The 14710-nt window shown below is 61.9% G+C and carries 11 protein-coding genes; 4 read left to right on the top strand and 7 right to left on the bottom strand.

Annotated features, from left to right (window positions below):
• Nucleotides 1-86: 86 nt before the first annotated feature.
• A complete protein-coding gene (locus NTD89_RS17275; protein WP_119737889.1) occupies nt 87-1577 on the bottom strand; it encodes an aldehyde dehydrogenase family protein in 1491 nt (496 codons plus the stop codon).
• Nucleotides 1578-1730: 153 nt separating this feature from the next.
• Here NTD89_RS17275 and NTD89_RS17270 point away from each other — a divergent pair, with 153 nt between their 5' ends.
• From NTD89_RS17270 to nadE, 3 genes are all read left to right on the top strand, one after another.
• The gene (locus tag NTD89_RS17270; protein ID WP_262208775.1) at nt 1731-2618 is read left to right on the top strand and encodes a LysR family transcriptional regulator; all 888 of its coding nucleotides are present in this window, start codon (nt 1731-1733) and stop codon (nt 2616-2618) included.
• A 214-nt stretch (nt 2619-2832) separates the two neighbouring features.
• Entirely contained in the window at nt 2833-4047 is a 1215-nt protein-coding gene (pncB, locus tag NTD89_RS17265; RefSeq protein ID WP_065900159.1) for a nicotinate phosphoribosyltransferase, read from the top strand.
• A 3-nt stretch (nt 4048-4050) separates the two neighbouring features.
• Nucleotides 4051-4878 (top strand): ammonia-dependent NAD(+) synthetase, encoded by an 828-nt coding sequence (gene nadE / locus NTD89_RS17260; protein ID WP_242198990.1) that lies wholly within the window; start codon nt 4051-4053, stop codon nt 4876-4878.
• A 239-nt stretch (nt 4879-5117) separates the two neighbouring features.
• On the opposite strand, the gene azu is transcribed toward nadE, so the two are convergent.
• Nucleotides 5118-5564, bottom strand: coding sequence for an azurin (gene azu, locus NTD89_RS17255; RefSeq protein WP_119737895.1), 447 nt, complete (start codon nt 5562-5564; stop codon nt 5118-5120).
• Between the two features lie 331 nt (nt 5565-5895).
• Between azu and NTD89_RS17250 the strand changes: the two genes are divergently transcribed.
• Nucleotides 5896-6078, top strand: a complete 183-nt coding sequence (locus tag NTD89_RS17250) for a hypothetical protein (RefSeq protein WP_106577640.1) — start codon at nt 5896-5898, stop codon at nt 6076-6078.
• A gap of 46 nt (nt 6079-6124) precedes the next feature.
• On the opposite strand, the gene NTD89_RS17245 is transcribed toward NTD89_RS17250, so the two are convergent.
• The 5 genes from NTD89_RS17245 to NTD89_RS17225 all read right to left on the bottom strand — a co-directional run bounded on the left by NTD89_RS17245 (nt 6125) and on the right by NTD89_RS17225 (nt 14492).
• The gene (locus tag NTD89_RS17245) at nt 6125-7015 is read right to left on the bottom strand and encodes a transglutaminase N-terminal domain-containing protein (protein ID WP_145160189.1); all 891 of its coding nucleotides are present in this window, start codon (nt 7013-7015) and stop codon (nt 6125-6127) included.
• Nucleotides 7015-9501 carry a circularly permuted type 2 ATP-grasp protein gene (locus NTD89_RS17240; protein WP_262208773.1) on the bottom strand — a complete coding sequence of 829 codons (2487 nt, stop codon included), beginning with the start codon at nt 9499-9501 and terminating at the stop codon, nt 7015-7017. Before NTD89_RS17240 ends, NTD89_RS17245 begins: the two co-directional genes overlap by 1 nt.
• Nucleotides 9502-9649: 148 nt before the next feature.
• Nucleotides 9650-12940 carry a DUF2126 domain-containing protein gene (locus tag NTD89_RS17235; RefSeq protein ID WP_262208772.1) on the bottom strand — a complete coding sequence of 1097 codons (3291 nt, stop codon included), beginning with the start codon at nt 12938-12940 and terminating at the stop codon, nt 9650-9652.
• A 188-nt stretch (nt 12941-13128) separates the two neighbouring features.
• Nucleotides 13129-13566: a hypothetical protein gene (locus NTD89_RS17230; RefSeq protein ID WP_262208771.1), complete on the bottom strand. Its 438-nt coding sequence runs from the start codon at nt 13564-13566 to the stop codon at nt 13129-13131.
• Nucleotides 13566-14492: an NAD synthetase gene (locus NTD89_RS17225; RefSeq protein WP_262208769.1), complete on the bottom strand. Its 927-nt coding sequence runs from the start codon at nt 14490-14492 to the stop codon at nt 13566-13568. Before NTD89_RS17225 ends, NTD89_RS17230 begins: the two co-directional genes overlap by 1 nt.
• Nucleotides 14493-14710: the final 218 nt, after the last annotated feature.

Genomic DNA, 14710 nt, shown 5'->3' with positions numbered 1-14710 from the left:
GGGGTTGCGTGCGTAAGCGGTGTATCAGTCACCACCGCTATCGCCGGCAAGCCAGCTCCCACATTGACCTCACTGCGGCCTGAAACTCAGTCGAAGGTAATGCCCTGCGCCAAAGGCAACTCCAGCGAGTAATTCACGGTATTGGTCTGGCGACGCATGTAGCCGCGCCATGCATCCGAACCCGACTCGCGCCCGCCGCCAGTCTCTTTCTCACCGCCAAACGCGCCACCAATCTCCGCACCGCTTGGGCCGATGTTGACGTTGGCGATGCCGCAGTCGCTGCCCACCGCCGACATGAACTGTTCGGCTTCACGCACATCGGTAGTGAAGATGCACGACGACAGGCCTTGCGGCACGGCGTTGTTCAAACGCAGGGCTTCGGCAAAGTCGCTGTAGCCGATCACATACAGAATCGGTGCGAAGGTTTCGGTGCACACCACGTCGCTTTGCTCAGGCATTTCCACAATCGCGGGCGACACGTAGTAGGCATTCGGGAATTTATCTTCCAGCTGTCGCTTGCCGCCGAACACCTTGCCGCCTTCGCTCAAGGCCTGCTCCAGGGCGTCCTGCATGTTTTCGAAGCCGTGTTTGTCGATCAGCGGACCGATCAGGTTGCCTTCCAGCGGGTGGCCGATGCGCACCTTGGAATAGGCCGCCTTGAGGCGGGTGACGATTTCTTCTTTGACCGATTCATGCGCGATCAGGCGGCGCAGGCTGGTGCAACGCTGGCCGGCGGTGCCGACGGCGCTGAACAGGATGGCGCGTACGGCCATGTCCAGGTCGGCGCTTGGGCCGAGGATCATTGCGTTGTTGCCGCCCAGTTCGAGAATGCTGCGGGCAAAACGCGCGGCGACCTTGGGCGCCACTTCGCGGCCCATGCGGGTGCTGCCGGTGGCGCTGATCAGTGCCACGCGCGGGTCATCGACCAGCGCGGCGCCAGCGTCGCGGCCACCGATGATCACTTGGCTCAGGTACTCGGGCGCATCGGTGAATGTCTTCAGCACACGCTCGAACAGCGCCTGGCACGCCAGCGCGGTGAGCGGGGTCTTTTCCGACGGTTTCCAGATCACGGCGTTGCCGCACACCAGCGCCAGCGTGGTGTTCCACGCCCACACGGCCACCGGGAAGTTGAAGGCGCTGATCACGCCGACCACGCCCAGCGGGTGCCAGGTTTCACGCATATGGTGGCCCGGGCGCTCAGAGGCGATGGTCAAGCCGTACAACTGGCGGGACAGGCCGACGGCGAAGTCACAGATGTCGATCATTTCCTGCACTTCACCCAGGCCTTCCTGGGTGATCTTGCCGGCTTCCCAGGACACCAGCTCGCCCAGGTCTGCCTTGTATTCGCGCAAGACGTCGCCGAACTGGCGCACCAGCTCGCCACGACGCGGTGCCGGCACCTTGCGCCAAGCCTCGAATGCATGCTCGGCGCGACTGACCTGTTGCTCCACCTCGGCGGCGCCTTCCCAGTGCACACTGCCAATACGGCTGCCGTCGATCGGCGAATGCACGGGTTGTTTACCCGACTGGTACAGCGCCGGGTTCACCCCGAGACGATCAAGCAATGCAGCAACCATGGGTCACTCCTTCAATTTCAAACAGAAAATTCGCGCCGCCACAGACACGGCGATCCAGGCCTTATTTGTAGCTGGCCCAAGACTTGCCAACAAACGACGATTAGGCGAGATATCATTCCGTTTATTCATGCAAAGAATAAAAAGAGGCGTGCCGTGCTGAACAAAAGACATTTGCCCTCGATCACCGCCCTGCAGTGTTTCGAAGCCGCCACCCGCCACCTGAGCTTCACCCGCGCCGCCGAGGAACTGAACCTCACGCAAAGCGCGGTGAGCAAACAGGTCGCGCAGTTGGAGGAGTTGCTGCAACACCTGCTGTTTCGCCGGGTGCGCCGCCGCTTGCAGATGACCCCGGCGGGCGATTTGTACTTGGTGGAAGTGCGAAAAATCCTCACACAGGTGGAGATGTCCACCCATTACCTGCGCTCCTACGGCGGCGAGACCGAAGTGCTGCGGGTGTCCACGCCCTACACCTTCGGCGCGCGCTGGCTGGTGCCGCGCCTCAAGGGCTGGCGTTTGCGCCATCCGCATATCCATTTGGACCTGTGCAACGAGCAGGAGCCGGACGAACTGCTGCAAGGCAAGGCCGACATGGCCTTCTACTTCGGCCAGGGCTCACGGCCCGGCACCGAGAGCCTGAAATTGTTCAGCGAAGAACTGGTGCCGGTGTGCGCGCCGGAAAGCCTCCCTGCGCAGCCGTTCACCGACCCCACGCAACTCAGCGACCTCGTACTGCTGCAGAACGCCTCGCGGCCCCAAGGCTGGCATGACTGGTTCGCCAGCCAGGGTTTCCACACCGAACACAGCTACCACGGCCCGCGTTTCGACACCTTCTATATGTGTATTCGTGCGGCGCAGGTGGGCTGTGGCGTGGCGCTGCTGCCACGCTTTCTGGTGGAAGAAGAATTGGCGGAAGGCAAGCTGGTGATTCCCTGGCAGCATGCGTTGCCCAGCCACGATGCGTATTACCTGGCGTATCCGGAGCATTCGGCGGAGGTGCCCAAGGTGCGCGATTTTGTGAAGTGGATGATGGAACAGGGTTAGAGCTTTTTTGGCTGCACCACCGCCATCGCAGGCAAGCCAGCTCCAACATTTGGAATGCGTTTCAAGTGTGGGAGCTGGCTTGCCTGCGATAGGGCCAGTGGCCATTCCGAAAAAATCACTGGCAAAACCCCACGGGTCTATGCGCCACTAGCGCCATTCCTTAATAGTGCGTAAAGGTCGGCGCCCATCGTCGACCCGTCTGGAGATTCCCGTTATGAGCGAGAGTGTGTTTGCCGATCGCATCGTGCAGAACTTGCTCGACACCGACTTCTACAAGCTGACCATGATGCAGGCGGTGCTGCACAACTACCCGAATGTGGAAGTTGAATGGGAGTTCCGTTGCCGCAACAGCGAAGACCTGCGCCCGTACCTGGCGGAAATCCGCTACCAGATCGAGCGCCTCGCCGAGCTGAGCCTGAGCCCGGATCAATTGGGCTTTCTGGAGCGCATCAGCTTCATGAAGCCGGACTTTTTGCGCTTCCTGGGGCTGTTCCGCTTCAACCTGCGCTATGTACAAACCGGCATCGAAAACGGCGAGCTATTCATTCGCCTGCGCGGGCCGTGGCTGCATGTGATCCTGTTTGAAGTGCCGATGCTGGCCATCGTCAGCGAAGTGCGTAACCGCTACCGCTACCAGACCGTGATCCTCGAACAGGCCCGCGAGCAGCTGTACCGCAAATTCGACTGGTTGACCGCCAACGCCAGCAGCGACGAGCTGTCGGAGCTGCAGGTGGCCGACTTCGGCACGCGCCGGCGCTTCTCGTACCGGGTGCAGGAAGAAGTGGTCAGCGTGCTCAAGCACGACTTCCCAGGCCGCTTCGTCGGCACCAGCAACGTGCACCTGGCTCGCGAATTCGACATGAAGCCGCTCGGCACCATGGCCCACGAATGGATCATGGCCCACCAGCAACTCGGCCCGCGCCTGATCGACAGCCAGATCGCCGCGCTCGACTGCTGGGTCCGCGAATACCGAGGCCTGCTGGGCATCGCGCTGACCGATTGCATCACCACCGATGCCTTCCTCGGCGACTTCGACTTGTACTTTGCCAAGCTGTTCGACGGCTTGCGCCACGACTCCGGTGACCCGGTGCAGTGGGCAGAAAAGGCCATCGCCCATTACCACAAGCTCGGCATCGAGCCGATGAGCAAGACGCTGGTGTTCTCTGACAGCCTGTCGCTGCCCAAGGCCCTGGAGATTTTCCGCGCGTTGCGCGGTCGCATTAATGTCAGCTTCGGCATCGGCACCAACCTGACCTGTGACATTCCAGGGGTTGAGCCGATGAGCATCGTGCTTAAAATGACGGCCTGCAATGGCCAGCCCGTCGCGAAAATCTCCGATGAAGCGGGCAAGACCCACTGCACCGATCCGAATTTCGTCGCCTATTTGCGTCACGTTTTCAAAGTACCTGCCCTTTCCAGCAAGGAGTGAATCATGCAAGCCGTACAGCGTGAGATTGCGCAGCAGCTCAAGGTCCAAGCCCCGTTCAAGGACCAGGCCGCCCTGGAGGCCGAAGTTGCCCGCCGCGTGACCTTTATCCAGGATTGCCTGCGCAATTCCGGGCTCAAGACCTTGGTGCTGGGCATCAGCGGTGGCGTCGACTCCCTGACCGCAGGCCTGCTGGCCCAACGTGCGATGCACGAACTGCGTGCCAGCAGCGGCGACGAGGCCTACCGTTTCATCGCCGTGCGCCTGCCTTACGAAACCCAGTTCGACGAAATCGACGCCCAGGCTTCGGTGGACTTCATCGAACCGGACGAGCGCCACACCGTGAACATCGGCCCGGCGGTCAAATCCCTGGCCAATGAAGTGGCAGCCTTTGAAGGCAAGGCGGCGGTGTCGCGTGATTTTGTACTGGGCAACACCAAGGCGCGCATGCGCATGGTGGCGCAGTACACCATCGCTGGCGCGGCCGGTGGCCTGGTGATCGGCACCGACCATGCGGCGGAAGCAGTCATGGGTTTTTTCACCAAGTTTGGTGATGGTGCCTGCGATTTGGCGCCGCTGAGCGGGCTGGTGAAAAACCAGGTACGTGCGATTGCTCGACACTTTGGCGCGCCGGAATCGCTGGTGGAGAAGGTCCCGACGGCCGACCTCGAAGACTTGTCGCCAGGCAAGCCGGACGAAGCATCCCACGGCGTGACGTACGCCGAGATTGATGCCTTCCTGCACGGCGAGCCAGTGCGTGAAGAAGCGTTCAAGATCATTTGCGACACGTATCGCAAAACCGAGCACAAGCGGGTCATGCCCTTCGCGCCGTGATACGTATTTTTTTGGCGAGCGGGCCTGTTGTGGCGAACGGGCTTGTTGTGGCGAGCGGGCTTGCCCCGCGTTGGGCTGCGCAGCAGCCCCAGTAAGGCAAACGCGGTGATTCAGTAACACTGAGTTGCAGGTTTTGGGGCCGCTGCGCAGCCCAACGCGGGGCAAGCCCGCTCGCCACAAGGTATTCAACGCCCACAAAAAAGCGCCCCGCAAGGCGCTTTTTTTCGACCAGGGTCGGCTTACTTGACGGTCACAGTGCCTTTCATCATCGAGATGTGGCCTGGGAACGAGCAGAAGAACGCGTAATCCGTACCAGCGGCCAGTTTCGACACATCGAAGGTCACGGCGTCTTTCTCGCCAGCACCAATGATCTTGGTGTGGGCGATGATGCGCGTGTCGCCGTCTTTGAGGTAATTCTTTTCAATGCCGGCGGCCATGCCGTCGCTGGCGATGCCGGGCATGTCGGCGGCGGAGCTCAGCACCCAGTTATGGCCCATGACGTTCTTCGGCAAGCTGCCGGAGTGTTCCAGGTTTACGGTGAACGTCTTGCAGCTCTTGTCGATGGTGATTTCTTTGGTGTTGAAGGACATCTGGTCGGTGGAATCAACAGTGACCGCGCACTCTGCAGCAAGCAACTGGCCGCTCGCCAGTGTCAGCAGGGAAACAGCAACGATTTTGGCAAACATGTGAATCTCCATGGCAGGGTTTAAAAAACGCGTATTGCGACAAGGGTGCCTCAAGCAGGCCTGAATTCTTATGATCTGAATCAACAGATTGTATACAACTTTAGGCTATCAGACTGATCAACACAATCTACCAGCCAAAGTTCGACCACCTGCCTATGATCGGCTCATCCCCCCTGGAGCCCGCGCCATGCATCTGAATCAACTGTTCAACGGCCTGCTGGCCGCGTATGCCTGCGGTAAGTGAAGGCCAACCGCGCCGCTAAGCTGCTACCATAGCGACCCAAGGCAGCTGCGCGCCGCCACCCTCACCTTCGACCCTAGAGGATCGCCCATGGCCAAACCTAATTACTCCTTCGCCAAACGTCAGAGAGACTTGGCCAAGGAGCAGAAGAAAGAGGAAAAGCTGCAACGCAAGAAAGCCGCTGCAGATGAAGAAGCAAGTGCACTGAACCCGGATGCCGAAGGTGAAGTGGCAACCGACGAAACCGAGACACCGAAAGACCCGGCTGAATAAATTCTGTTGAGGTGAGCAGGCCTTCCCTGCTCGCCTCAATCCACTGCTATTGCAGCGGCATCACCGTCACCCGCACCTCCGGGTCATGGTTCCCTCCTCCCAGAATCACCCCCCGCAACGGCGACACATCCGAGAAATCCCGGCCCCAGGCCAAGGTGATGTGCTCCAGTGCCGGCTGCACATTGTTGGTCGGATCAAAATCCACCCAGCCCGACACCGGGCAATACACCGAAACCCACGCGTGCGACGCATCGGCGCCGATCAGCCGTGGCTGGCCGGGCGGTGGCTGCGTCAGCAGATAGCCACTGATGTACCGCGCTGCAAGGCCACGCGAGCGCAGGCAGGCGAGCATCAAGTGGGCGAAGTCCTGGCACACGCCGCGTCGGCGTTCCAGCACTTCCACCAGCGGCGTGGCGACCTGGGTGGCTTCGGCATCGAAGGTGAACTCGCTGAAAATCTTCTCCATCAACGCCTGCACGCCGAGCAGCAACGGCTCGCCGGGCGGAAAGCAGCTTTCGGAAAACTCGACGAAGGTTTTTTTCAGGTGCACGTAGGGCGATTCGAAGCGATAGCGGCAGGCTTCGATCAATTCGGCTGACAGCGGCTGGCTGCTGTAAGTCAGGCTGTCGCGGGTTTGATCCCAGGCCGGCGACTGCTGAAAATCCAGCGCAGGCCGCGCCAGCACTTCGACGGTCAGCCCCGCATTCACCAGCAGCTCATCATGGGGCCTCTCGAACGCCAGCCGAGTGATCGGGTTGCCGAACACGTCCAGCTCATCGCGACGCGCCGTCGGCTCCGGGCTGATTTCCAGTTGCTGCGAACTGCAACGCTGCCACGCGCACGGCCGTGGCCACAAGTGCGCCAGCTGCTGCGCCAGCGACACCGGGCTGTCGTAGTGGTAGTGGGTATCGTGAAAAATCTGGTAGCGCGCACTCATCACACCGACACCGTCTGCTGGCTGACATCATCCACATGGGCAAAATGGCGCAACGCCAGGCGATCCGACACTTGCCCACTCTCATCGGCTACCGCTTGCAGCAGGTCAGCCAGGCCGCCCAACGCGGCACGCACGCTCGACTCGCCGAACAGCGGGTTCTCCAGGCAACCGAGGTCGAAACGTGCCAGGCGCTCCACCAGCGGCGCCAGCCCGGTTTCTCGAGGCACACCGAAGTCATCGTTGAGACGACGTAACGTGCGGCTGACCAGTTTCAGCTGGAACAGCACCGCATGCGGGTTCTGCTCATCCAGCAACAACAGGTCAAGTACCGGGATCAACTGCGGCACCGCCAGGTAGCGCGAGCGATAGGTGATGCTGCTGTTACCCAACTCCAGCAGCCACTCAAGCCCGGCCTGATCAAACACCGCCACGCCACGCAGGAACGCCGCCAGGCTGCTGCTCAAGAACTGCAGACGCTCAATGCGCCGGCCCATCATCAAGAAGCGCCAGCCTTCATCACGGGTCATGTCATCCAGGGCAAAGCCGGACAGCGCCGCCAGGGACATCACCAGGCGGTTGAGGAAATCCAGCAGTTCGCCGAAGTCCGGGGTCTCGCTTTCCAGCTCCAGGGCTTCGCGCTGCAGCTCGACCAAGGCCTGCCAGTTTTCCCGCGACAGCTTGCCGCGCACCTGGGACGCCGCCCACTGCAGACGCTGCAAGTTGGCGCGCAGGCTTGATGGCCAGTCATCGCCAAGCAAGGCGGCAAGCAGCCGCTCGGGCAATTCCCCTTCTTCGGGCAGCAAGCGCAGGGTCTCGCCCAGCTCGACTGCCGCCTGCAAGGCCAGCGGGTCGTCACCGTCCACATACCGCGCCAGCACAATCCGCAGCCAGCGCGCACTGTCATCACAGCGTTCGCAGTAACGGCCAAACCAAAACAGGTTTTCCACCACGCGTGACGGCAGGTAGGGGTCGCGGCGCACCAGATCGTGGGCGCCAATTGGCCGCTGCGCGCGCCACTGTTCGCCACCCGCCGTACGCTCGCCCAGCACCCACGTGTCTTTGCTCGCGCCGCCGCGTTGCATCGATACCACATCGGCGTCGGCCTCGGCCGCCACACGGGTCAGGCCACCGGGCAGCACGCGGTAGCCCTCGTCGCTGGCCACCGCGTACACGCGCATGCCGATGGCGCGGTGTTGCAAATGGTCATCCACGGTATGCCACACCGGCGCCTGGGACAGTTGCGCCAACTCCTGGGCGACATACGCATAAGGCCGCGCACGCATGCGTTCGGCCAGCGCCTGGCGTTGTTCGTCGCTCAAGTCGCGGCCAAATACCGGGGCGAAACTTTGCGATGGAAACGCCGGTTTGATCAGCAGCTCGGGCAGTTTCTCCAGGGCCTCAGCGAGCACCGGCGCCTCACCGCACCACCAAGTGGCGATGGACGGCAGGATCAATTCTTCACCAAACAGGAACTGGTTGATCTTCGGCAAAAAACCGAGCAAGCCCGGCGACTCCAGCACGCCACTGCCCAGGGCATTGGCCACCAACACATTGCCTTGGCGCACGGCATCCAGCAGGCCGGGCACGCCCAGGGCAGAGTCGGTGCGCAGTTCCAGCGGGTCGCAGAAGTCGTCGTCCAGGCGACGCATGATCGCGTGCACCCGGCGCAGGCCGCTGAGGGTTTTCAGGAACACGGTGCTGTCGCGCACGGTGAGGTCGCCGCCTTCCACCAACGGGTAGCCAAGCTGTCGCGCCAGGTACAGGTGTTCGAAATAGCTCTCGTTGAAACGCCCCGGCGTCAGCAACACGATCAGCGGCGACTGGTCGTCGCAGGAAGCCTGGCGGGCCAGGGTTTCTTGCAGCGTGCGGAAGAAACCGGTGAGGTGCTGAACCTGCAGGTCGCGGTACAAATCCGGAAAGGCGCGGGACACGATGGTGCGGTTTTCCAGCGCATAACCGGCGCCCGAAGGCGCCTGGGTACGGTCGGCGGTGACCCACCAGCGGCCATCCGGGGTGCGCGCCAGGTCCACGGCGTACAGGTGCAGAAACGTACCGTCCGGCGGCTGGATGCCTTGGCACGGCCAGAGGAAGTTGTTATGCCCGAACACCAGCTCAGCCGGCAGCAGGCCTTCTTTGATCAGAAGCTGCGGGCCATACAGGTCGGCCAACACGGCATTGAGCAGGCGCGCACGCTGGGCGATACCGGCCGACAGGTGCCGCCACTCATCGGCGGCCAGCACATGCGGGAGTAAATCCAGCTCCCACGGGCGATCGGCGCCCTTGGGGTCGGCGTAGACGTTGTAGGTCACGCCGTTTTCCTGGATCTGCCGGGTCAGCAGCGCCTGGCGCTGGGCCAATTGCGCGGGCGCGCTGCGTTGCAGGTGATCAAGCAAGCGCTGCCAATGGGCACGCACCGCGCCGCTGTCGTCCAGCAGTTCGTGGTAAGTGCCCGCAGTCAGCGGGTAACGGTCGAGCAAGTCGGACATGGAACGCTCGGCAGAGGCAAGGGAAGTCAAAGTCACCACAGTCTAATGTGGGAGCGGGCTTGCTCGCGAATACGGCGGGTCAATCAACTCATATATCGACTGATTCACCGCTTTCGCGAGCAAGCCCGCTCTCACATTTGAACAGCATTCAGTCATTTTTATTGGGGAAACGCCGCAAATCCAAGGTCATCGGTAGTTCATCATTGATAACCAAAGGAGGCACGGGCAACTTGCCTGGGCTATGCCCCAAGCGGAAAAACCGCGCCATGCGCCGGCTCTCTGCCTCATTGGCGTTCACCGGCAAGCTGTCGTAATTGCGCCCTCCCGGGTGGGCGACGTGGTACTGGCAGCCGCCCAGCGAGCGTTGCATCCAGGTGTCGAGCAGGTCGAACACCAGCGGCGCGTGCACCGCGATGGTCGGCTGCAGGCAGTTGGCCGGTTGCCAGGCGCGGTAGCGCACGCCGGCGACAAACTCACCCACACGCCCGGTCGGCTGCAGGGGCACCGGAATGCCATTGCACGTCAGCAAATAGCGTTGTGGTGGCAGCCCGCTCAGCTTCACCTGCAAGCGCTCAAGCGACGAATCCACATAACGCACCGTGCCGCCCACCGCGCCCTCCTCGCCCAGTACGTGCCAAGGCTCCAGAGCCTGGCGCAGCTCCAGTTCGATGCCGCTGACGGCGTAGTCGCCCACCTTGGGGAAACGGAATTCCAGGTGCGCAGCAAACCATTCGGCGCGCAGCGGGTAACCGGCGGCGTTCAGTTCGACGATCACGTCGGCGAAATCCTGCTCGATGAAGTGCGGCAACAGGAAGCGGTCATGCAGCTCGGTGCCCCAGCGCGCCAGTTTCGGCGGCGCATACGGCTCACGCCAGAAGCGCGCGACCAAGGCGCGCAGCAGCAATTGCTGGGTCAGGCTCATGCGCGCATGCGGTGGCATTTCAAACGCGCGCAGTTCCAGCAAACCCAGGCGGCCAGTGGCGCCGTCCGGCGAGTAGAGCTTATCGATGCAGAATTCGGCGCGGTGGGTGTTGCCGGTCACGTCGATCAGCAAGTTACGCAGCAGGCGGTCGACCAGCCACGGCGGGCATTCTTCGCCGGGCTCGGGCATTTGTGCGAAGGCGATTTCCAGCTCGTACAGCGCGTCGTTACGCGCCTCATCCACCCGTGGTGCCTGGGAGGTCGGGCCGATAAACAGCCCGGAAAACAGGTACGACAGCGACGGGTGGTTATGCCAGTAACTGATCAAACTGCGCAGCAAGTCCGGGCGCCGCAGGAACGGCGAATCCTTGGGCGTGGCGCCGCCGAGCACAAAGTGGTTACCACCGCCGGTGCCGGTGTGGCGGCCGTCGATCATGAATTTTTCGGTGGTGAGGCGCGTTTGCCGCGCCTCCTCGTAGAGAAATTCGGTGCGCTCGACCAACTCGTCCCACGTTGCGGACGGCTGCACGTTGACCTCGATCACACCTGGGTCCGGCGTGACCCGGAAGTTGCTCAGGCGCGTGTCAAACGGCGGCTCGTAGCCTTCCAGCAACACCGGGCAGTGCAGTTCTTCGGCGATGGCTTCGATGGCGGCCACCAGCTCCAGGTAGTCCTCGACGCGCTCCAGCGGCGGCATGAACAGGTAGAGGCGCCCTTCCCGCGCTTCGGCGCACAAGGCGGTGCGGGTCAGCCAGTCGGCGGATTCGTCGACTTTCGGCACGCGCTCATCGCTCGTCGCGGGTTCACCGTGGCTTTGCAACTGCGCGGTGGTCGGCAGCGCCGGCTGATCCTGGTTCGGGTCGGTCGGATGCACGAACGGGTATTCCGCGGCGGTCACCCAAGGCTGCGAGGCCAACGGCAGGCGATAACCCAGCGGCGAATCGCCCGGCACCAGGCGGCAGTGGTTGTCGCGCAGGTACCAGCGCCCACTCTGCCAGCGGTCATTGGCGGCCGTGCGCGCCAGCGGCAGCACTTGGCCGATGACCTTATCCAGGCCCTGGCTGAACACTTTGCGCAGGCGTTCACGCTCCAGGTCGTCGCTCAGCCGTGGGTCTTGGGCGGTGACGTTTTGTGGCAACGCACCTTCGCGCCACAGGTAGTAGAAATTGTCTTCGAAAGCTGGAAACACGAAGCGCGCCGGCAACTTCAGGCGTTCGGCGACGCAGGCCAGGAAGCGCCCGGCCATCACGCCGTCGGCGCCGTAATCTTCCTGTTCATCGGCGATCAGCGCGCTGTTGTGCCAGATCGGCACACCGTCGCGGCGCCAATAGCAATTGAGCGACCAGCGCGGCAGTTGCTCGCCGGGGTACCACTTGCCCTGGCCGAAGTGCACCAGCCCCGTGGGCGCGTAGTGTTTGCGCATGCGCTGGAACAACTCGGCAGACAGGCGACGCTTGTCCGGCCCCAGCGCAGCGGTGTTCCACTCGGCGCCATCGGGGTCGTCGATCGAGACGAAGGTCGGCTCGCCGCCCATGGTCAGGCGTACATCGTCCTTGAGCAGGTCGCCGTCGATCTGCCGGCCCAGTGCCTGGATCGCCAGCCACTGCTCTTCGGTGTAGGGCTTGGTAACCCGAGGCGCTTCCCAGATGCGTTCAACCGACATCTCGTGGGTAAATTCGCACTCGCAAGGCTCCACCAGCCCACTGATCGGCGCGGCGGACGATGGATCGGGACTACAGGCCAACGGGATATGGCCTTCACCGGCAAACAGCCCGGAGGTCGCATCCAGGCCGATCCAGCCGGCGCCGGGCAAATACACTTCGCACCAGGCGTGCAAGTCGGTGAAGTCGACGTCGGTGCCGGACGGGCCGTCGAGGGCTTTGACGTCGGCGGTCAATTGGATCAGGTAGCCCGACACAAAACGCGCCGCCAACCCCAGATTGCGCAGCAACTGCACCAACAGCCAGGCCGAATCGCGGCAGGAGCCAGAAGCGTTTTCCAGGGTGAACTCCGGGGTTTGCACACCGGGTTCCATGCGGATCAGGTAGCCGATATCAGCCGCCAGGCGTTGGTTGAGGCCGACCAGAAAGTCCACGGCCGGCAAGGGCGTGCGGTCGATGCCGGCCAAGTAGGCGGCAAACTTTGGCGTCAGCGGCAGGGTTTCCAGGTACGGCGCCAGCTCGCGCTGCTCATCGGCGGCGTAGCTGAAAGGGATCTTTTCGGCGTAGGGCTCAAGGAAAAAGTCGAACGGATTGAATACCGCCATCTCGGCGACCAGGTCGACCTCAATGCGCAGCTGGTCAGTCTTTTCCGGGAACACCAGGCGCGCCAGGTAGTTGCCCTGCGGGTCCTGCTGCCAGTTGATGAAGTGCTGCTCGGGCAGCACTTTGAGTGCGTAGGACAAAATCCGCGTGCGGCTATGGGCAGCCGGGCGTAAACGCACGATCTGTGGGCCGAGTTCGACAGCGCGGTCGTAGCGGTAATGCGTAACGTGGTGCAACGCGACATGAATCGACACGGCGGCCTCCTGCGAGCCAGGGCATGGACACAACGCGCGCAAGACTTATGCCAGAGCGGCAGTCATTGCGCTTTATCGTAAGACCCGCTGCAGTACAGCACCAAAACGGCGCCGTCGTCAGTGCATTGGTGCATGTGCTGCACATATTTGTGGCGTGTGTGCGCGGTTGGGGTGGTGAATCTACCCAGTCAAGCAGCCTTGGACGCGTTGCGCAGGCGCCGTACCTCAACCAATTTCCTGACCATCGCCCGATAGCCCTTGCTGTTGATCAGCAACAAACCGAGCAATGGCCAGAACAGGCTTTCACTGTAGATAAACCAGTGAGGGTGAAACTGCAGCGTCGGAAGCACCACCAGCAAGCACACCACAAAAAAGCCGACCATGCCCCGCACCGCCCAGGCGTGCCCGCGCACGACCAGGAAGTTGCTGTTGACCACGAACAAGGCCGCGAAGATCACCACGAACCACGACACGGTGGCATTGGTGGCCATGGGCACGTCGGCAAAATAGGTGGCGGCCGCCAGGGAAATTGCGCCGGAACCGCCAAGGCAACCGGCGAGAATCACGCCGATGAACGAGGGAAAATGTTCTAGCAAAAAGGGTTTCAATGACGGGACGCCATTCATTATTCAAGCTCCTCGTACAACCCTATCGCCAAGGTTTTGAGCTGTTTGGGGTTGTCCGAGCGCACCAGCCCCCAGACGCTCAGCCCTGCACTGAAAGCGTCGCCGAGCTGGACGATGGTGGCGTGCTTGAGCTGAGTGTGGGTAAAGCGCTTGGGCAAATCGCCGCGCAATTGCAGCAGCTTGCGCATCTTGGTCGACATCTGTGGGTCGGCGATTTTCAGCAGCTCTTTTGTCAGCTTTTCCCGCTCCTGACCGTTCAGGCCTTTGAGCACTTGGCGCAGGGTTTTGCCGGTGGATGCACGGGCCACATTGACCAATTTGACCGTGGTCAGCGCAGACGCGCCCACGCCCACCAAGGCGGCGCCATCCATGATCTTGGTAGCGGTCTGGTACCACTCCTCGTTATCCAGATAATCATTCATGCCAGGGTTGACGATCTCATTGCGGGTGCGAAAGGCCCCCATCAAACAGGACGCCGTACTGGCGGTTGCGCTGGTGTAGCCAATGACGGTGATGACCGAGCTGGCGCCACCGCTGAACGGCACCGCGATGGTGCCGCTTAACATCACCAGCCAACCCAGCACCGCGCCGCCGCAGGACAAGGTGGTGTTGAAGGCTTCGCTGATCAACCGCGACTCGCGCGCGTTATTCATCACTTGGTCAGCAAACTGCGCTGGCGCGACGTATTTCTGCGCCTCACGCACAATGATGCGCTTGGGCTGAATGCTGCAGATGGGTTTGAACTCACGCAGGGTGACGACATTGAAGTCGGCGTCGATATACACCACGCCTGCACCAACGATGTTGGGGTCGGCGTCGATGGCAGCAAATATCCGCGGCAGGTTGAGTTCGCTTTCGATGCGCTGGCGCGCCATGAATTGGGAGCGGTTGGAGTCCATGCCGATGTTGAGCAAGGGGTTGCTCATGGGGGTGATCTTCCTTGATATAGGTGGTGACTGAACTGGCGCTTTCGCGGGCAAGCCCGCTCCCACATTCGACCGCATTCCAAATGGAGAATGCGGTCGAATGTGGGAGCGGGCTTGCTCGCGAAGGCGATTCAATGCGCGCCACCTTAACAAACAGACTACCCACCGACTAGAAAGCAAAACGCCAGCACGAGGCTGGCGTTTTGCATATTCAGGCT

The sequence above is a fragment of the Pseudomonas sp. 14P_5.3_Bac1 genome, from assembly GCF_025466135.1.
In the GTDB taxonomy this organism is placed as follows: Bacteria; Pseudomonadota; Gammaproteobacteria; order Pseudomonadales; family Pseudomonadaceae; genus Aquipseudomonas.
The sequence above is the reverse complement of the archived record's forward strand: the minus strand, read 5'-3'. Positions and strand labels throughout refer to the sequence as shown.

Excerpts from the sequence above, each read along its gene's own strand:
- nadE (WP_242198990.1), top strand. The coding sequence starts at position 4,051 with ATGCAAGCCGTACAGCGTGAGATTGCGCAGCAGCTCAAGGTCCAAGCC.
- NTD89_RS17245 (WP_145160189.1), bottom strand. The coding sequence starts at position 7,015 with ATGAGTGCGCGCTACCAGATTTTTCACGATACCCACTACCACTACGAC.
- azu (WP_119737895.1), bottom strand. The coding sequence starts at position 5,564 with ATGTTTGCCAAAATCGTTGCTGTTTCCCTGCTGACACTGGCGAGCGGC.
- NTD89_RS17240 (WP_262208773.1), bottom strand. The coding sequence starts at position 9,501 with ATGTCCGACTTGCTCGACCGTTACCCGCTGACTGCGGGCACTTACCAC.
- NTD89_RS17230 (WP_262208771.1), bottom strand. The coding sequence starts at position 13,566 with ATGAATGGCGTCCCGTCATTGAAACCCTTTTTGCTAGAACATTTTCCC.
- NTD89_RS17250 (WP_106577640.1), top strand. The coding sequence starts at position 5,896 with ATGGCCAAACCTAATTACTCCTTCGCCAAACGTCAGAGAGACTTGGCC.
- NTD89_RS17275 (WP_119737889.1), bottom strand. The coding sequence starts at position 1,577 with ATGGTTGCTGCATTGCTTGATCGTCTCGGGGTGAACCCGGCGCTGTAC.
- pncB (WP_065900159.1), top strand. The coding sequence starts at position 2,833 with ATGAGCGAGAGTGTGTTTGCCGATCGCATCGTGCAGAACTTGCTCGAC.
- NTD89_RS17225 (WP_262208769.1), bottom strand. The coding sequence starts at position 14,492 with ATGAGCAACCCCTTGCTCAACATCGGCATGGACTCCAACCGCTCCCAA.